Below are 17735 nucleotides of genomic sequence, written 5' to 3' on the forward strand. Positions count from 1 at the left end.
CGAGGAAGTTCTGTGCCTTCGACGCTACGGAAAGTCACCGGCCGCGTGATCGGCCCGGGGGTGGATCACGGGTGGAGCCGTTGTCTCCACCCGTGGGTGGAGACAACGGCTCCTGGGCCCGGTCCGGACCGGTGGGGTGTCCGCCCGGGGCGGTGCCGGACGGCGATGCGCCGGGATCGCCCCTCCGGCACCTCAGACGTCGATGCGCGAGCGGTCGAGCGTGGCCGCGGAGCTGGTGATGAACTCCTTGCGCGGCGCCACCTCGTTGCCCATCAGCAGATCGAAGACCTTCTCGGACGATTCGAGGTCCCCGATGTTGATGCGCCGCAGGGTGCGGTGGCGGGGGTCCATCGTCGTCTCGGCCAGCTGGTCGGCGTCCATCTCGCCCAGGCCCTTGTAGCGCTGGATCGAGTCCTTGTACCGGACGTTCTTCCGCTGGAGCTCCAGCAGCCGCTGGCGCAGCTCGTTGTCCGAGTACGTGTAGATGTACTTGTCCTGGCCCTTCTTCGGCTGGACGAGCTCGATCCGGTGCAGCGGGGGCACCGCGGCGAAGACCCGCCCCGCCTCGACCATCGGCCGCATGTACCGCTGGAAGAGGGTCAGCAGCAGGATGCGGATGTGGGCGCCGTCGACATCGGCGTCGACCAGCAGCACGATCTTGCCGTAGCGCGCCGCGTCGATGTCGAAGGTCCGACCGGACCCGGCTCCTATGACCTGGATGATCGCCCCGCACTCGGCGTTCTTCAGCATGTCCGAGACGGATGCCTTCTGAACGTTGAGGATCTTGCCCCGGATCGGCAGCAGGGCCTGGAACTCGCTGTTCCGGGCGAGCTTGGCGGTACCGAGCGCGGAGTCGCCCTCCACGATGAACAGCTCGCTGCGCTCGACGTCGTCGCTGCGGCAGTCGGCCAGCTTCGCGGGCAGGGACGAGGACTCCAGAGCCGTCTTGCGGCGCTGGGCGTCCTTGTGCTGGCGGGCGGCGATGCGCGTGCGCGCCGCTGCCACGGCCTTGTCGAGAACGGCCCTGGCCTGGGCCTTCGCGTCCCGCTTGGTGGAGGTCAGGAACGCCTTGAGTTCCTTGGCCACGACGTTGGCGACGATCCGGTTGGCCGCCGAGGTGCCGAGGACCTCCTTCGTCTGACCCTCGAACTGCGGCTCGGCCAGGCGGACCGTGACGACCGCAGTGAGTCCCTCCAGGGCGTCGTCCTTGACGATGTCGTCCTCGGCGACGCGGAGGAGCTTCGCGGAGCGCAGGACCTCGTTGACGGTCTTGGTCACGGAACGCTCGAAGCCGGTGACGTGGGTGCCGCCCTTGGGGGTGGCGATGATGTTGACGAAGGACTTCACCGTGGTGTCGTAACCCGTGCCCCAGCGCATCGCGATGTCGACCGCGAGTTCCCGCGTGACCTCGGTCGGGGTCATGTGGCCCCGGTCGTCGAGGACGGGCACGGTCTCCTTGAACGTGCCCTGCCCGGTCAGGCGAAGGACATCGCAGACGGCCTTGTCCTGGGCGAGGTACTCGCAGAACTCGCTGATGCCGCCGTCGAAGCGGAAGGTCTCCTCGGTCTTGCCCTCGCCGTCCAGGCCGCGCTCGTCGCGTACGACGATGGTCAGGCCGGGGACGAGGAAGGCCGTCTGGCGGGCCCGCTGGTGGAGGGTCTCCAGGTTGAGCTTGGCGTCCTTGAGGAAGATCTGGCGGTCGGCCCAGTAGCGGACGCGGGTGCCGGTGCGAGTCTTCGGGACACGCTTGCCCTTGCGCAGGCCGTTGGCGGGGTCGAAGGGGCTGTCGGGGCCCTGCTCGGTGAAGATGCCGGGAACACCGCGCCGGAAGCTGATCGAGTGGACCGCGCTGTTGCGGTCGACCTCGACGTCGAGACGGGCGGAGAGGGCGTTGACGACGGAGGCGCCGACGCCGTGCAGACCGCCGGAGGCGGCGTAGGAGCCGCCGCCGAACTTGCCGCCCGCGTGCAGCTTGGTCATGACGACCTCGACGCCGGAGAGACCGGTCTTGGGCTCCACGTCGATCGGGATGCCCCGGCCGTTGTCCCGGACCTCGACGGAGTTGTCGTCGTGGAGGACGACCTCGATGTGATCGCAGTAGCCGCCGAGGGCCTCGTCGACCGAGTTGTCGATGATCTCCCAGAGGCAGTGCATGAGGCCGCGGCTGTCGGTGGACCCGATGTACATGCCGGGGCGCTTGCGAACCGCTTCGAGCCCCTCGAGTACGAGCAGATGCCGCGCGGTGTAGTTGGAACCGTCTCGGTCTGCTCCGGTCAGCAGCGCAGTGGACGGCACGGACGTATCGGCGGTCACGCGGTTCGCTCCTCGCTGAATTTCACATGGGGCCCAGTGGGTAACGGGCTCGGCTTCGGTCGCCGCTGAGAGGGTACCGAGCCCTGGTAGAGCGGTTGTCACGCCACCCTCGGAGAACCCTCACAGTAGTCCAGCCTCGCATACACGTTCGATCCCTCCTTGGAGTGACGCGCACATCACGTTCCCTTCCAGGCATGAACCATTTAGGCTCCGGGCACGTCCTCATGAACACACCGGCAAGCCAGCCGGCGGGACCGACCCACCCCAGCAACGCGAAACCGTAGCGCTACGCAATACGGCACATTCGCCGCGAACCGGCAACAGACAGCCATCCTGAGAAGAAGTTTCGAAGAAATGCCACGAGCGGGAACGTTTTCGGCCTGGTTGGATGTTGACCCTGGTACGACAGCTCGTCGAGCTAGAGAAGAGGCGACGTGACTACTGTTCTGACCCCCGCGAGCCCGCTGACCGCAGCAGACCGCTGTGACCGTTGCGGCGCCCAGGCCTACCTGCGCGTCGTGCTGATCAGCGGCGGTGAACTGCTCTTCTGCGCCCACCACGGACGCAAGTTCGAGCCGGAACTCAAGAAGATCGCCGCGGAAATACAGGATGAGACCGACCGGCTGACGGCCGTCCAGGCCCAGGCCGCCGAAGAGGAACACTGACACCTCGCATCCACGACGAGCCAGGGACCGGTTCCTTACCGGCCGACGGGCGGCTCCCCCCGCAGGGGAGCCGCCCGTTCTCGTACGCATGGGGCCGTCGCCGTCAGGCGGCACCCTTCATCCACTCGATGGCGGCGGAGATCCGGGTGTAGACCCCCGGGCTGCCCGCCTGGCCGCAGCCGTTCCCCCACGACACCAGCCCCACGAGCTTCCCCTGGGCCACCAGAGGGCCTCCGCTGTCCCCCTGGCAGGCGTCGTACCCACCCTCGGGTTCACCGGCGCAGAGCATCGACGAGGCCTCGTACGTGCCCGTCCTGCCGCCGGGGTAGGCCCGCTCGCAGGAACTGTCCGGCAGCACGGTCACGTCGGCGGAGCGCAGCGACGACGCGTAGTCACCGTTGCCGGTCGTGTCGCCCCATCCGTAGACGGCTGCCGCCGTCCCCGCCGTGTACGCGGGGTCACCGGCCTTCGCCAGCGGGATCGTGTTCTGTTCGGGCAGCGCCTCGGCGAGAGTGAGCACGGCGATGTCCCCGCTGTTGGTGGAGGCGTCGAACCCCGGGTTGACCCAGGTCCCGCTGACGGCGATCTCCTTGCCGCCCGCACCGTTCAGCTCGTCCCGGCCCGCGATGACCCGCAGATCAGGGACCTGTGCGACATCGCCGCCCAGCGCCTCACGGCTCAGGCAGTGGGCCGCCGTGAGCACCTTCTTGGGCTCGACAAGGACGCCGCCGCAGAACTGACCTGCACGGGTACCTCCGAACCGGTCACGGCTGGCGAGCGCCACCACCCACGGACTGTCCTTCACATGGGCGGGCCGACCGCCGATGATGATGCTGTCCGCGACCGCCGGGGCGGGGGAGGCGAGGGGTATCACCGCCGTTGCGGCAGTGAGGGCGAGTGCCCCGGTCACGGCGCGGACGACTGTACGGAACATGCGTGCTCCTGACTCTGTGATGGACTGTGCCTACCCAGAGTCATTCCGCCGACCCCAACCCGCACCCGCGCAGAGGCCGGGGCCCGGATCCATGGATCCGGGCCCCGGCCTCTGTTGCGTTGCGCGCCACCCCGCCGGGATACGGCCTAGTCGAGGTAGTCGCGCAGTACCTGCGAGCGCGACGGGTGCCGGAGCTTGGACATCGTCTTGGACTCGATCTGACGGATGCGCTCACGCGTCACGCCGTAGACCTTGCCGATCTCGTCCAGCGTCTTCGGCTGGCCGTCGGTGAGGCCGAAGCGCATGGAGACCACGCCCGCCTCACGTTCGGACAGGGTGTCGAGCACGGAGTGCAGCTGCTCCTGGAGGAGCGTGAAGCTCACCGCGTCGGCCGGGACGACCGCCTCGGAGTCCTCGATGAGGTCACCGAACTCGCTGTCCCCGTCCTCACCCAGCGGGGTGTGGAGAGAGATCGGCTCACGGCCGTACTTCTGGACCTCGATGACCTTCTCGGGGGTCATGTCGAGCTCCTTGGCCAGCTCCTCCGGGGTGGGCTCGCGGCCCAGGTCCTGGAGCATCTGGCGCTGGACGCGCGCGAGCTTGTTGATGACCTCGACCATGTGCACCGGGATACGGATGGTGCGGGCCTGGTCGGCCATGGCGCGGGTGATCGCCTGCCGGATCCACCAGGTGGCGTACGTGGAGAACTTGTAGCCCTTGGTGTAGTCGAACTTCTCGACGGCACGGATCAGACCGAGGTTGCCCTCCTGGATGAGGTCCAGGAAGAGCATGCCGCGACCGGTGTACCGCTTGGCCAGGGAGACCACGAGACGGAGGTTGGCCTCCAGCAGGTGGTTCTTGGCGCGGCGGCCGTCCTCGGCGATGATCTCCAGCTCGCGCTTGAGCTTGGGGGCGAGCTTGTCGGCGTTCGCCAGCTTGTCCTCGGCGAAGAGACCGGCCTCGATGCGCTTGGCGAGCTCGACCTCCTGCTCCGCGTTGAGGAGCGGGACCTTGCCGATCTGCTTCAGGTAGTCCTTGACCGGGTCGGCGGTGGCACCGGCGACGGCGACCTGCTGCGCGGGCGCGTCGTCCTCGTCGTCGTCGGAGAGGACGAAGCCCTTGTTCTCGCCCTCGCCCTCCTCTTCCTCGACCTTGCCGGCCTTGACCTCTTCCACGACGTCGTCGCCGTCGAGGATGTCGTCGTCCTGCTTGCCGGCCTTCTTGGCGGCGGTCTTCTTGGCCGCCGTCTTCTTCACGGCGGTCTTCTTGGCCGCCGCCTTCTTGGCGACGGCCTTCTTCGCGGGCGCGGCAGCGGCGGTGTCATCGGCCGCGGCGTCCACCGTCTCGCTGGACGAGGCGGCGGTGGCCGCGACGGTCCGGGTCACGGTCGTCTTGGCGGCGACGGTCTTGGTCGCGGTGCGCTTGACCGGGCTCTTCGCCGCGACGCTGCTCTTGCGGGCGCGCTTCGACGGCTCCGCTGCACTGACCATCAGCGTCACACCCTCTTCCTCGAGGATCTGGTTGAGGCTGCGCAGAACGTTCTTCCACTGGGTTGGCGGAATCTGGTCAGCCTCGAAGGCCCGACGCACGTCGTCGCCGGCGATCTGCCCATCAGCCTTTCCCCGCTCGATGAGCGCCATGACAGATTCGGACTCGGCGATCTCCGGCGGGAGCGTACGGGATGTGCTGGCCGACACGAACAACCTCTCGGAACGATGGAAACGGCTTCCGGTCCGGCCCCGGAGGGCTGGAACCGACGACCGCCGGGCTGGGAATGTACCGACGGCGCGCAGGTTGGGCCTCAGAACTCCACAGCGCGTGGAACAGCTGCTGTATTCCTTCCGAGGCGGTCACCTCTTAAGTCATCGCGCTGTTTCGAGGAGTGTTACGCCCAATCCGCGTGGCCCGAGTCACACCCCATTTGCCACGAACGGGGCGGAAGTGGCACGACTCGGCCATTGTGCCGCCGGACTCGGCCGTCCGGCGGCACAGGGCCCGCGCGCTCCGGACGCGCCGCGATCAGTGCTCGCGCGGCGCCGGCACGACGGGCGGCTCGGGCTGGACCACCAGCAGCTGACGCATGGCGCCCTCGGCCGCGTCGGGGTCGCCCGCCGCGAGAGCGTCGACGATACGGGCGTGGTGGGCGAGGGAGGCGTCGCTGGGCCGGTCACAGCCCGTGACCGGCCCGCCGGAGACCTGAAGGGCGGCGCAGACGATTCCGGAAAGGTGCTCCAGCATGCGATTGCCCGCCGCCTGGATGAGCAACGAGTGGAATTCGGCGTCCGCCCGCGCACAGGTGATCACATCGCCCTGTCCGATCGCGTGCCCCATGATCTCGACCATGTCCACGAGGCGCTGCTGAAGGTCCTCGCGCCCGTGACCGGCCGCCAGGCGCGCGGCGAGGGGTTCGATCGTCCAGCGCAGCTCACCCAGCTCGCGGCGCTGGTCCTCGCGCTGCGGGCCATAGGCGCGCCATTCGATGATGTCGGGGTCGAGCAGATTCCAGTCGGAGACGGGCCGGACCCTGGTACCGACATTGGGCCGGGCACTGACCAGGCCCTTGGCCTCCAGCACGCGCAACGACTCCCGGACCACGGTGCGGGAGACCTCGAATCGCTGGCCGATCTCCTCGGGCACCAGGGGCCGGTCGGCCCCCAGGTCGCCGGAGACGATCATCTGTCCCAGCTGCTGAACAAGTTGGCCGTGCAGGCCCCGGCCCCGGCTGGCCGTGCCGCGTCGGCCCACCCGGCCCAGCTCCGTATCGGCCCCCTCCCAGGACCGGGCGGCGGCTCGCTCGCCGGACGGCGCCTCCGCGTAGGTGAATCGGTCGGGTTCGCCCGGACCGGCGAGGCCGGAGTCGACGGTACGGGCGGCGGTCATCGGGGTGTGCGCAAGGGTACTCACGCATCATTTGTCGGCGCCGCTCCGCCGCCCCTTGAGGTCTTTGGTGAAAAGCACACGAAAGGGTGATCGGCGTCGACCTCCCAATTGACGCCTAAGTGGTATAAAACGGGCATTTTCAATGGAGTTCTGAGGCTGCTGGTGATCTTCGGGCGTTCCGACGTCCTCTCCGCGATCACCAACGCACTCTGCCGCGAAGGCTCGTGAACAGATACGCGCAGACAAGGACCGACAACGACAGCGCCAGTGCCACCCCGACGGGGTGCGCCACCACACGCGCTCCGGCAAGCAGCCACCGGTCGACCTCGTGCGGCCATCGCGGCCAGGCAAGTTCCCTCAGCCGGCCCGGAAGTCCGTTCACCGAACGGGTCGTCGGCCCCTTTGGCACCGCCTGGAGCAGCGGAACCATCAGGACGGGAACGGCGAGAACCGCCGCCACCCCCGCCGCCGTCACCCGGAAGATCCCGGCCGCCAGCAGTCCCGCCCAGGCGCAGCCCATGGTGAGCGCGACCCAACTGGCGCCCAGCGTCAGCGCGTTCGGCGGGGTCCGGACCAAGTCGGCCCCGTAGACAAGGCGCACAGACTCCGTCGACACAGCCACCACGAGCAGGGCCAGAACCAGCGCGACGCATCCCGACACCAGGAGCTTGGCGAGAAGCAGCCCGAGCCGCCGGGGCACGGTTCCCCGGCCTGCGGCGAGCGCGGGGTAGCGGAACTCGTCACCGAAGGACAGCGCGCCGAGCAGTCCGGCCCCGAGCGCGGCGGGTGGCAGCGGCAGCAGCGAGGGCCAGCCGGCGAGCACCTGCGGCAGCGGCGTACGGCCGTCGCGCGCGAGCAGCACCGACACCGCTGCCGAGAGCACGAGCGTGGTGAGGATGATCATCGTCGTGGTTCTCACGCCGAACAGGCGGCGCAGCTCGTAACGCACCGGCCGCATCGGCCCACGCGCCGGACGCCGCCGGATCGGCGGAGCGGGCGCGGCGGCGCCCGCCCGTACCGGCTCGGGCACCCCGTCCCCGCCAGCCCCACCAACGACACCAACACCGCCTCGCACATCGACATCGACATCGACATCGGCATCGGCATCGGCATCGGCATCGGGGAGCGTCGTGGTGCCGGTGGAGGGGATGGACGCGTCGGCCGCTCCGGGGCGGGGCGGACAGGTGTCACCGGTCCCGTCGGCCAGCAGATGAACGGGGAGGCCGTGCCGGAAGGCCACGTCGCCGATCTCCGCGCAGCTGCTTCCATAGACGGAGATCAGACTGCTGCTCGCCTCGGTGACGACCTCGACGGGGCGGCGTGACACGCGCGCCTCGCGGCGGACGATCGATGCCAGCCGGGCGGCATGGGGCGAGCGGACCGCCACCCGGGGGCGCAGCCGGGTACGGGAGAAGTCCTCGACGCCCTGGTCGGCAACGAGCCGGCCCGCATCGAGAGTCACTACGCGGCCGGCCGTCCGGGCGGCCTCCTTGGGATCGCGCGTGGCGAACAGGACCGTGCCGCCGCGCGCGGCGTGGGACCGGAGCATTCCGCGCATCCAGTCCGCCTCCCGAGCGACGAGACCGTCGGCGGGCTCGTCCAGGATCAGCGTGTGCGGGTCTCCGAGCAGGGCGGAGGCAAGGGCGAGTCTGCGGTCCATGCCGAGGGAGAGCGTGCCGATGCGCTGGTCCCCCAGCCCGTCGAGACCGACCGTGTCGAGCAGCTCGTCGGCCCGGGAAGCGGGCACTCCCGCTGCCGCGCAGAGCATGCGGAGCTGCCCACGAGCGGTGCGGGCCGGGTGACCCGGTACGTCACCGAGCAACACCCCGACCTCTCTGGCCGGATGAGCCACACGGTGCAGCGGCCTGCCCCGGAAGTAGGTGATGCCCCGCCCCGGTTCGAGTTCGAGCATCAGCCGCAGGGCCGAGGTCTTCCCGGAACCGGCCGGGCCCAGCAGCGCGGTGACACAGCCTGGTTCCGCTTCGAACGTGAGGTCGTCCACGGCGGGCGGCAGTCCGTGGTGGCGGGCGCTGGTGAGTCCGATGGCCTGGAGCATCGCTTCTCTCGCAGGAGGTGAGACCGCTCGACGGCAGGGCGTACCGCAGTACGATAACCCGACATACCGGACTTTCCGTGGACCCGCCGTCGCGGCGATCCGGTCCTCACCCCGGCACCTCGCGGGATCGCAGTCGTCAGTGCGCGGGCGTTTCAGACCTCGGGGCGCAGCATCGGCGGGTTCAGCACCGTGGCGGAACCCGACCGGAACAGCTGGGCAGGGCGTCCCCCCTGCCGCGTGGTCGTTCCACCCGCGGGCACCAGGAAACCGGGCGTGCCGGTCACCTTGCGGTGGAAGTTCCGCGGATCGAGCACCACGCCCCAGACAGCCTCGTACACCCGGCGCAGCTCCCCGACCGTGAAGGTGGGCGGGCAGAACGCCGTGGCCAGCGAGGAGTACTCGATCTTGGAACGGGCGCGCTCCACGCCGTCGGCCAGGATCCGGGCGTGGTCGAAGGCCAGCGGAGCGTGCCGTTCGCCGTCCTGCCCGTAGCCCCCCTCCGGCGCCAGCAGATCGTCGACAGGCGCCCAGCGCGCGCTGTGCGCGTCCCCGCCCGCCCGCGGCGCCGGCAGATCGGGGGCGAGAGCGAGATGAGCGACGCTGACGACCCTCATCCGGGGATCGCGCTGCGGGTCCCCGTACGTGGCGAGCTGTTCGAGATGCGCCCCGTTGCCGGCCTCCGGGTTCTCCGGATCGTGCGCGCAGAGCCCCGTCTCCTCCACGAGCTCGCGTGCCGCCGCGGCACCGAGGTCCTCGTCGGCTCTGACGAACCCGCCGGGCAGCGCCCATCGCCCCTGGAAAGGCGTCTCGCCCCGGCGGACCACCAGCGCGCAGAGGGCATGACGGCGCACCGTGAGCACGACCAGGTCGACGGTGACAGCGAAGGGCGGAAAGGTCGACGGGTCGTAGGGCGGCATGCCGTGATCATAGTCGTCTGCCTGACGATAAACACTCCCTTCATGACCATCTTCTTGATCCACGGCGTCCCGTCGCACCCGCGCGGGCCGCGCCCCGCCCATAGGTGGCGGCGGGATCGTCCGTGCACGCCGTTCCCTCTGCGGGATGGGTGCGGCGGCCGGTACCCGCCACCGCACCCGCCGCGTCAGCGGCCGGTCCTGGTCCCGCGCCGCCCCCGGGTGCGCGGCCCCGGCACCCGGCGTTCTCCCACCGCCGTGGCCGGACGTGTGGACGTGGAACGGGCCCGGCGCCGGGCCGCCCGCCGCATCGGTGCCGAACGGGCCCCCGCGACCCGTACCGCACCTCGGCCACCCCTCGTCCGCGCCGCCGGGCGCGCGCCGCCCGCCGGACGGTCCCGGGGGACCTCGCACGCGTCTCGCTTACCGCCTTCGCCCCGCAGGCAACGCCGCAGGGTCTCCGGGTCCAGCCCCTGATTGCATGCCTCGTGCAGAAGCTGGGCGAACGTGTATCCCGGGTCCGCCCGCAGGGCCAGGCCCAGAGCCACGCGGGCCGCCGGCTCGTCACCGGTCGACCACGCCACCCACCCCGCCAGGGTCAGCGGCGCGGCAGCGTGTTCCTCGTACGGTGTGACGCAGCGCCGCGCCAGTGCGCGCCACAGCCTCAGTGCCGGTCCCGCGTCCGGTCCCTCCATCCACTCGGCGGCGCGGTCCCGGGTGTCCCGGTCCTGAAGGCCGAGGATCACCTCGGCGGCCTCCTCGTCACCGATCAGCCGGTCGTCGTCGATGTCGCCGAGCGAGGTCGTGGCGGCCTGGGCCGCGCCGAGACGTGTCATCAGCTTCCGGGCCAGGACGAGGGTCGCCTCCCCGACCTCCCGGTGGCCGGTCCCGTCGAGGAGCTTCGGCACGAGCGCGGCGCCGACCGAATCCAGCGCCCGCTGCTGGGCACGGCCCGACTCCCCGGTCCGGGGGGCCAGCCTGGCCTCCATCTCGCGCAGCGAACCGCGCACTTGGATACCCGCATACGTCGCCGCGGCCGCCATCACCGAGGTGCCCGACATGGCCAGCGGGTTGCCCTCGGCGGGGCAGCACCGGGTGTCGGGGCAGACATATGACCAGTACCGGTCGCCGGAGATGCAGAGCGCTTCGAGAACGGGGACGTCCAGCGCTCCGCAGGCCGTCCGCAGCCGCTGGGCGAACGGGCGCAGGCGCTCCATCGGCCCGCTTCCGCTCTCGCCCTCCGCCGGGTCCTGGCAGAGGAAGACGACAATCGCGTCGGGGCGCCCGCCGCGCCGTTCGCTGCCCTTGATCAGGCACTCCGCGAGTTGCTCGGCGACCGAGGGCCATTCCTGCGGGGACTCGGGGATCCCCAGCCTGAGCCGCCCGCCGAACCTGCCCCGGCCGCCGTGCAGGGCGACCATGACCACGCTGTCGTTCGGATGGAATCCCATCAGGTAGGGAAGGGCATCGGCCAGTTCGGCAGGGCCTCGCAGGGTGATCTGCTGTTCGTCGGACGGGCCGGAGGATTCGTGGTGCTTGTTCATGGGACGACGATCCCGCGTTCTCGCGATTCCCACTACCCCCTGTGGATAACTTATACACAGGCGGTAATCAATGCTGGTCGTGATCGCCGTCCCAGCGGCCGGTCAGGACTCCGGCACCCACACCTTGGGCCAGTCCAGGCCGCGCAGCCGGGCGTCCAAACCGCCGTCGCAGTACATCAGCGTGCCCACGCAATAGCCGGACTTGGGCGACAGCAGGAAGAGCAGCAGTTCGGCGACCTCCTCGGGCATCCCGGCCCGTCCGGCCGGGATGGACTTGAGGAATGCCTCGATGCCGGCGGCGGTGCGCGGGTCCTTGCGGGCCGCTTCGGTCATCGGGGTGTCGATGAAGCCGGGCGCGATCGCGTTGAGGCGGATGCCGTCGGCGATGTAGTCGGCCGCACGCGTGCGCGTGTAGTAGGCGATGGCGGCCTTGGTAGCCGGGTAGGTGAGGACTCCTCCGGCGTCGTCCAAGGAGTCGGCGAGGGCGCGCGCCGCCTTCTCGTCACCCGCCAGACACGCCTCGGCCAGCCGGGGGTTCCAGCCGGGCTGGGTGGTCGTGGAGTTGGAGGAGGCGAGCACCACGGAGGACTCCCCCGCCGCGGCGAGCGCCGGGCGCAGCTCCTCCAGCAGTCCGATCGCGCCGAAGTAGTTGACCGAGACCAGCAGGCTCGCGGGCCGGCCCTGCGCGGCCGAGATGCCCGCGAAGGGGACCAGGCCGTCGAGGCGCCCCTCCGCCAGGCGGGTCACCTCGGCCGCTGCGGCGGTGCGGCCCTCCGGGGTGCCGAGATCGGCCTCCACGTCGGCGCCGCGCAGGTCGACGCCGATGACGCGGTGGCCCTGTTCGGTCAGTCGGGCGGCTATGGACGCGCCCATTCCGGAGGCGGCTCCGGTGACGGCGATGGTTCCCATGATGGTGTTCTCCAGATATTCGGGTGGGGGGGTACGGCTTCGGCGGGCCGATCGGCTCACCGAGGCCGGCCGGCACGTGGTGCGCGCCGGAGCGGGGTGGGACCGGGCAGTCCGCGCTGTGCGCAGCGGGCCGCGCCGGAGGCGGTGTTCCCGGGCTCGCCGTCAGCGGCGCCCCGGGCCGTCCTGTACGAGGAGGCGGGTTCAGGCCCCGTACGAAGGAGGGGCGTTCAGGCCCGCCGTGACGAAGGCCACGACGCCGGACACCGGCGGATGCGGCATGCGGCCGAGGTCGGCGTCGTCGGACTGCGGCTCGCCGTAGACGGAGAGCAGCAGGTCGTAGGTCATCCGCAGGCGGTCGGCGACCTCGGCGCGGGACAGCTCGGGCCGGGCCGCGGCCAGCAGTGCGTTCCACGGCTCCGGCGCGAACCAGCGCGCCTCGAACGGAAGCTCGCGGCGGCGCAGCACGAGTCGGGCGAGCAGATGCATCAGCATTCGGCCCTTCGGCCGGGAAGTGAGTTCGTCGAGCGGGCGAACCAGCAGGTCGACGAGCTCTTCGACCGTCGCGGGGCGCCCCTCGGCCAGCCGCTGCTCCATGCTCGCGAGCGGCTGTGCCCACAGGGGACCGAGACGACGCTCCAGCAGGGCCGCGACCAGGTCCTGCTTGGTGCCGAAGTGGTAGTTCACAGCGGCCGGGTTCATCCCGGCCGCCGCGTTCACTGCACGGACCGAGACCTGTTCGTACCCCTTGGCCAGGAACAGGCGCTCCGCGGCGTCGAGCAGCGCAGCCCGGGTGGAATCTGTGGACATAACCCCATGAGAGCACCCCTCGGGCAAACTTTCAATCAGTGATTGAAAATGCTGGAGGGGCGCCCTTCCCGGGCTGTTCCTTCCCGCAGTTCCCTGTTCCGTCGGGGCCCACCGGTTCAGCCCGCCGTGGCGAGGACCAGGGGAAGCACCTGCGCGCTGCCCGCCTGACGGAGCAGACGAGCGGCGACCGCGAGGGTCCAGCCGGAGTCCGTGAGGTCGTCCACGAGCAGGACCGGCCCGGGGGTGGCGGCCAGGGCACCCACCAATCCGTCGGGGACGACGAAGGCGTCGGACAGCGCCTTGAGGCGCTGGGCCGAATTGCTGCGACGAGCCGCGTGTGTGCCGTCAGGACCGGTGTGCTCCAGTGTGCCCAGGAACGGAAGCCGGCCCACGTTCGCGATGCCCTCGGCGAGGGAGCCGACCAGCCGCGGGCGGGTCAGCGAGGGCACGGCCACGACGCCCACCGGGCGGTCCGTGGCGTCCGCCACGTTCGGAGCCCAGCCGCCCGGGGACCGGGACCAGTCGGCGAGGACCGCCACCGCGGCCCGGAGCACGTCGTCCGGAACGGGCCCGTCCGGAGCGCCGTCGGCCAGCAAGGGGCGCAGCCGGTTGCCCCAGCCGATGTCGGAGAGCCGCCCGAGCGCACGCCCCGTGGCACTCTGGTCCTTGGCCGGAATGCGCCCCTTGAGGTCGACCCCGAGGGCCGCCATCCCCGTCGGCCACATCCGGCGCGGCTCGATCTCCACGCCCGGCCGGTCCAGCTCCTTCTCCGCCCCGGTCAGCGCCTCCGCCGACACCGCGCTGTCGGCCCAGGGACCGGCGCAGTTGTCGCAGCGCCCGCACGGAGCGGCCCCGTCGTCGTCCAGCTGCCGGCGCAGGAACTCCATCCGGCAGTCGGTGGTCGTCGCATAGTCCCGCATGGCCTGCTGCTCAGCGTCCCGCTGCCTGGCGACCCATGCGTAGCGCTCCGCGTCGTACACCCAGGGCGCACCCGTCGCCGTCCAGCCGCCCTTGACCCGCTTGACGGCGCCGTCGACATCCAGGACCTTCAGCATCGACTCCAGCCGACTGCGCCGCAGGTCCACCGCCGCTTCCAGCGCCGGCACGGACATCGGACGCCCCGCCGCGTCCAGGGCCGCCAGGGTCTGCCGGACCTGGGTCTCGGGCGGGAACGCCGTATCGGCGAAGTAGCGCCAGATGGCCTCGTCCTCCCGGCCCGGCAGCAAGAGCACATCGGCATGGGCCACACCGCGCCCGGCGCGGCCGACCTGCTGGTAGTAGGCGATGGGCGAGGAGGGTGAGCCCAGATGCACGACGAAGCCGAGGTCCGGCTTGTCGTAGCCCATGCCGAGCGCCGAGGTGGCGACCAGGGCCTTCACCCGGTTCTCCCGCAGGTCGATCTCGGCCTGCAGACGGTCCGCGTTCTCCGTCTTGCCCGTGTACGAGGCGACGGGGAAGCCGCGCTGCCGGAGGAAGGCGGTCGCCTCCTCGGCCGCGGCGACCGTGAGCGTGTAGATGATCCCGGAACCCGTCAGGTCGTTCAGATGCTCGGCGAGCCAGGCCAGGCGGTGAGCGGCATCGGGCAGTCGGACCACGCCCAGGCGGAGGCTCTCGCGGTCCAGCGCGCCGCGCAGCACCAGCGCCTCGCCCGCTCCCGTGCCCAGCTGATCGGCCACGTCCGCCGTGACGCGCGCGTTGGCCGTCGCCGTGGTGGCCAGGACGGGCACGCCCTCGGGCAGTTCGGTGAGCATCGCCCGCAGCCGGCGGTAGTCGGGGCGGAAGTCGTGGCCCCAGTCGGAGATGCAGTGCGCCTCGTCGACCACGAGGAGGCCCGTCGTCGCCGCGAGCCGGGGCAGCACCTGATCGCGGAAGTCCACGGAATTGAGCCGCTCGGGGCTGACCAGGAGGACATCGGTCTCGCCGCGCTCGACCTCGCCGTAGATCGTCTCCCACTCCTCCGGGTTGGCCGAGTTGATCGTGCGGGCCCGGATGCCCGCACGCTCGGCCGCCTCCACCTGGTTGCGCATCAGGGCGAGCAGGGGCGAGATGATCACCGTGGGGCCGGAGCCGCGTCTGCGCAGCAGCGCGGTGGCCACGAAGTAGACGGCCGACTTCCCCCATCCCGTGCGCTGCACCACGAGCGCGCGGCGCCGCTCCCGCACCAGTGCGGCCACCGCCTGCCACTGGTCCTCCCGCAGCCGCGCCGTGCCCTCGGGGGCACCCACGAGCTCGGCGAGAACGGCATCGGCTTCAGTGCGGAGCTCCAGGTTGTCCATGACTCCATGCAACCCGATGGCTCTGACAATCGACGACTTCACCCCGCGTGACCGGGCCCTCACACGCGCTCCGGAACCGGAATCCGCAGGTGTTTCCGCTGGTCCTCGGCGTTCGGGCGGGACGGGTGGCGTCATCCGCGGCTGGACTGGGCAGGGATATGCGTGTCATTCCGGCTGATTACCGTCAGCCTCGCCAATTGCTCGTTGCCGCCCGCCGATACGCCAGGAAGAATTGGAGTCGCTCCCCGCACGGTCTTTTCGCGGGCCCGGAAGGGCTGTGCCGCGGCGCGCCCTCACCCGACCCTGCCCGCATCGTGGGCGCGTATGCGAAGGGAGGACCGTGACCTTCGGATTCGCCTCGTCCGCGGCCACTTCGATGTCGCCCGCCGCCGACTCCGCCAACCGCCTTGCAAGGATGCTCGAACCGGCCGAATGGGCCGAGGCGGGCATACCGCTGCTGCGCAGTCCGCGCGAGGTGGTCAGCGGCCTGCACTCCCGGCACCACCCGACGCCGGCGACGGCCGTCGTCGCGGTGCTCGATCACGAGGAGCGGCTGACCGCCAGCGCCTCGTTCCCCCGCCGTTCGGTGACGGCCGACGGCTGGGAGTTCCGCAACGCGCTGCTCGCGCACCTGCGCCGGGTCATCCCGCACGATCTGCGCCGCCGCACTCCGGTGCGTACGGCCGTCCTGCTCTACTGCCGCGAGGGCGACGAACGTTGGACGGAGGAGGACGGCGCCTGGATGTGGGGGCTCAGAGATGCCTGCACCTTGCACGGACTGCGCTGCGGCGCCTACATCACGCTGACGCGCGGTGGCTGGCAGGTGCTGGGCGAGGGGCGCGGCGGCCGACGGCCGAACTCCACCTCTCGGCCGGCCGCTCTCTCCGAGACCGTGCCGGACCAGGACAACGCGCCGCTGCGCACGGGTGGTGGAGCGGTCCAGGCCCTGCACCGCGCCGCGGCCCGCTGAACGGGGACGCGGCCCCGGCCGCCCGTGCGGGCGGCCGGGTCACTGCGGTCGGGTGACCGCGCCCCGGTTCAGACCGCCGCGCCGAGCGCGGCGTTGACCTCCTGCGGGTCCCCGCAGACGATCAGCAGGGCACCCGCACGGTCGCGGGCCTCCGACAGGGCGCGGGTGGCAGCGGTGTCGACGGTTCCGTTCACCGCGACGATCACCACCGGGCGGGACGCCACCCGGTCCAGCGAAGCGGCGCCGGCGAAGAACACGTCGTCGCCCGCCTCGTGCTGGGCCCAGTAGGCGGCCTCGCCGAAGGACAGCTCGTGCGTCGCCCACGGGTGCGGGTCACCGGTGGTGAGCACCAGGATGTCGCCGGGTGCGCGACCGGAGTCGAGCAGCAGGTCCACCGCTTCGTCGGCGGCGTCGAGCGCACCGCCGACCGCCGCGGGGATCAGCTGGAACTGCGGCGCGGAACGATTCTCCGTCCGGGCCGCGCGGGGCGGGGCGGGAACGGGGTGCGGGCGCGGCGCCGGGGGCGCGGGCCTCGCGGGGCCGGGACCCGGGTGACCGGGACGCGGCGTGGCCGCGGAACGCGGACCGGGTACGGGACGAGGGGTCGACGCGGTGCGGCCGGTGGCCGGAGTGGCGCGGGGACCCTGGGCGCTCTCGTGAATCTGAGGCTCCTCGGGGATGAGAGGCATGGGTGGTTGTCTATCAAACGCCGTCGCACGGGGCATCGGCGGGGGGCGATTTGCGCACGATCAGAAGTCGAAGCCGAGCTGGCCCCCGTCTTCCAGTGCGGCCGCCTCGGCGGAGATACGGACCTTCTTGAGGTGCCGCCACCGGGGCAGCGCGTCGAGGTAGGACCACGAGAGGCGGTGGTGGGCCGTGGGCCCCCTCCGCTCCAGTGCGGCCCGATGCACCGGGGACGGATATCCGGCGTTGGCGTCGAAGGCGAAGTCCGTGTACTCCTCGGACCCCGCGCCGAGTTCGGCCATCATCGTGTCCCTGCGGACCTTGGCGATCACCGAGGCGGCCGCGACCGCGATGCAGGACTGGTCGCCCTTGATCACGGTGCGGACCTGCCAGGGACTGCCCAGGTAGTCGTGTTTGCCGTCGAGGATCACCGCGTCCGGGCGCACCGGAAGCGCCTCCAGGGCGCGCACGGCGGCCAGCCGCAGCGCGGCGGTCATCCCGAGCTCGTCGATCTCCTCCGGCGAGGCGTCCCCGAGTCCGTACGCCGTGACCCAGCGCTCCAGCAGCGGAGCGAGTTCCGCGCGGCGCTTGGGGGTGATCAGCTTGGAATCGGTGAGTCCGGGAGGAGGTCTGCGCAGGCCGGTGACCGCCGCACACACGGTGACCGGGCCCGCCCACGCTCCGCGTCCGACCTCGTCGACACCGGCGACGGTCTTGGCACCGGTGGTGGCGCGCAGTGAGCGCTCGACGGTGTGCGTGGGTGGTTCGTACGGCATGGCGCCA

The 17735-nt window shown here is 71.1% G+C and carries 14 protein-coding genes; 2 read left to right on the forward strand and 12 right to left on the reverse strand.

Annotated elements, in window-relative coordinates; genetic code table 11:
* Positions 1-192 precede the first annotated feature (192 nt).
* A complete protein-coding gene (locus tag ACWCXC_RS13485) occupies positions 193-2313 on the reverse strand; it encodes a DNA gyrase/topoisomerase IV subunit B (RefSeq protein WP_450681956.1) in 2121 nt (706 codons plus the stop codon).
* Positions 2314-2747: 434 nt separating this feature from the next.
* On the opposite strand from ACWCXC_RS13485, the gene ACWCXC_RS13490 reads away from it, so the two are divergent.
* Entirely contained in the window at positions 2748-2978 is a 231-nt protein-coding gene (locus ACWCXC_RS13490; RefSeq protein ID WP_018105354.1) for a DUF7455 domain-containing protein, read from the forward strand.
* A 103-nt stretch (positions 2979-3081) separates the two neighbouring features.
* Here the strand turns inward: ACWCXC_RS13490 and ACWCXC_RS13495 are convergent, their stop codons facing one another.
* From ACWCXC_RS13495 to ACWCXC_RS13535, 9 genes are all read right to left on the reverse strand, one after another.
* Entirely contained in the window at positions 3082-3912 is an 831-nt protein-coding gene (locus tag ACWCXC_RS13495) for a S1 family peptidase (protein WP_450681955.1), read from the reverse strand.
* A 146-nt stretch (positions 3913-4058) separates the two neighbouring features.
* Positions 4059-5609: an RNA polymerase sigma factor gene (locus ACWCXC_RS13500; protein WP_450681954.1), complete on the reverse strand. Its 1551-nt coding sequence runs from the start codon at positions 5607-5609 to the stop codon at positions 4059-4061.
* A gap of 322 nt (positions 5610-5931) precedes the next feature.
* Positions 5932-6792, reverse strand: a complete 861-nt coding sequence (locus ACWCXC_RS13505; RefSeq protein WP_450681988.1) for a FadR/GntR family transcriptional regulator — start codon at positions 6790-6792, stop codon at positions 5932-5934.
* A 196-nt stretch (positions 6793-6988) separates the two neighbouring features.
* Positions 6989-8848, reverse strand: a complete 1860-nt coding sequence (locus ACWCXC_RS13510; RefSeq protein WP_450888741.1) for an ABC transporter ATP-binding protein — start codon at positions 8846-8848, stop codon at positions 6989-6991.
* A 152-nt stretch (positions 8849-9000) separates the two neighbouring features.
* The gene (locus ACWCXC_RS13515; protein WP_450681952.1) at positions 9001-9765 is read right to left on the reverse strand and encodes an NUDIX hydrolase; all 765 of its coding nucleotides are present in this window, start codon (positions 9763-9765) and stop codon (positions 9001-9003) included.
* A gap of 185 nt (positions 9766-9950) precedes the next feature.
* Entirely contained in the window at positions 9951-11306 is a 1356-nt protein-coding gene (locus tag ACWCXC_RS13520) for a DUF4192 domain-containing protein (protein ID WP_450888744.1), read from the reverse strand.
* Positions 11307-11408: 102 nt separating this feature from the next.
* The gene (locus tag ACWCXC_RS13525; protein WP_450681950.1) at positions 11409-12215 is read right to left on the reverse strand and encodes an SDR family oxidoreductase; all 807 of its coding nucleotides are present in this window, start codon (positions 12213-12215) and stop codon (positions 11409-11411) included.
* Positions 12216-12416: 201 nt separating this feature from the next.
* On the reverse strand, positions 12417-13022 hold the full coding sequence (locus tag ACWCXC_RS13530; protein ID WP_450888746.1) for a TetR/AcrR family transcriptional regulator: 606 nt from the start codon (positions 13020-13022) through the stop codon (positions 12417-12419).
* 116 nt (positions 13023-13138) lie between these two features.
* Positions 13139-15298, reverse strand: coding sequence for a RecQ family ATP-dependent DNA helicase (locus tag ACWCXC_RS13535; protein ID WP_450888748.1), 2160 nt, complete (start codon positions 15296-15298; stop codon positions 13139-13141).
* A 340-nt stretch (positions 15299-15638) separates the two neighbouring features.
* Between ACWCXC_RS13535 and ACWCXC_RS13540 the strand changes: the two genes are divergently transcribed.
* Positions 15639-16268 carry a hypothetical protein gene (locus ACWCXC_RS13540; protein ID WP_450681947.1) on the forward strand — a complete coding sequence of 210 codons (630 nt, stop codon included), beginning with the start codon at positions 15639-15641 and terminating at the stop codon, positions 16266-16268.
* Between the two features lie 68 nt (positions 16269-16336).
* Here ACWCXC_RS13540 and ACWCXC_RS13545 read toward each other — a convergent pair whose 3' ends face one another.
* Together ACWCXC_RS13545 and ACWCXC_RS13550 are read right to left on the reverse strand one after the other, a co-directional pair.
* Positions 16337-16957 (reverse strand): hypothetical protein, encoded by a 621-nt coding sequence (locus ACWCXC_RS13545; protein WP_450681946.1) that lies wholly within the window; start codon positions 16955-16957, stop codon positions 16337-16339.
* 60 nt (positions 16958-17017) lie between these two features.
* Positions 17018-17728 carry a ribonuclease HII gene (locus ACWCXC_RS13550; protein WP_450681945.1) on the reverse strand — a complete coding sequence of 237 codons (711 nt, stop codon included), beginning with the start codon at positions 17726-17728 and terminating at the stop codon, positions 17018-17020.
* Positions 17729-17735: the final 7 nt, after the last annotated feature.

It is taken from the genome of Streptomyces sp. NPDC001515 (assembly GCF_053597115.1).

Excerpts from the sequence above, each read along its gene's own strand:
- ACWCXC_RS13515 (WP_450681952.1), bottom strand. The coding sequence starts at position 9,765 with ATGCCGCCCTACGACCCGTCGACCTTTCCGCCCTTCGCTGTCACCGTC.
- ACWCXC_RS13530 (WP_450888746.1), bottom strand. The coding sequence starts at position 13,022 with ATGTCCACAGATTCCACCCGGGCTGCGCTGCTCGACGCCGCGGAGCGC.
- ACWCXC_RS13510 (WP_450888741.1), bottom strand. The coding sequence starts at position 8,848 with ATGCTCCAGGCCATCGGACTCACCAGCGCCCGCCACCACGGACTGCCG.
- ACWCXC_RS13545 (WP_450681946.1), bottom strand. The coding sequence starts at position 16,957 with ATGCCTCTCATCCCCGAGGAGCCTCAGATTCACGAGAGCGCCCAGGGT.
- ACWCXC_RS13495 (WP_450681955.1), bottom strand. The coding sequence starts at position 3,912 with ATGTTCCGTACAGTCGTCCGCGCCGTGACCGGGGCACTCGCCCTCACT.
- ACWCXC_RS13505 (WP_450681988.1), bottom strand. The coding sequence starts at position 6,792 with ATGACCGCCGCCCGTACCGTCGACTCCGGCCTCGCCGGTCCGGGCGAA.
- ACWCXC_RS13525 (WP_450681950.1), bottom strand. The coding sequence starts at position 12,215 with ATGGGAACCATCGCCGTCACCGGAGCCGCCTCCGGAATGGGCGCGTCC.
- ACWCXC_RS13535 (WP_450888748.1), bottom strand. The coding sequence starts at position 15,298 with ATGGACAACCTGGAGCTCCGCACTGAAGCCGATGCCGTTCTCGCCGAG.
- ACWCXC_RS13520 (WP_450888744.1), bottom strand. The coding sequence starts at position 11,306 with ATGAACAAGCACCACGAATCCTCCGGCCCGTCCGACGAACAGCAGATC.
- ACWCXC_RS13550 (WP_450681945.1), bottom strand. The coding sequence starts at position 17,728 with ATGCCGTACGAACCACCCACGCACACCGTCGAGCGCTCACTGCGCGCC.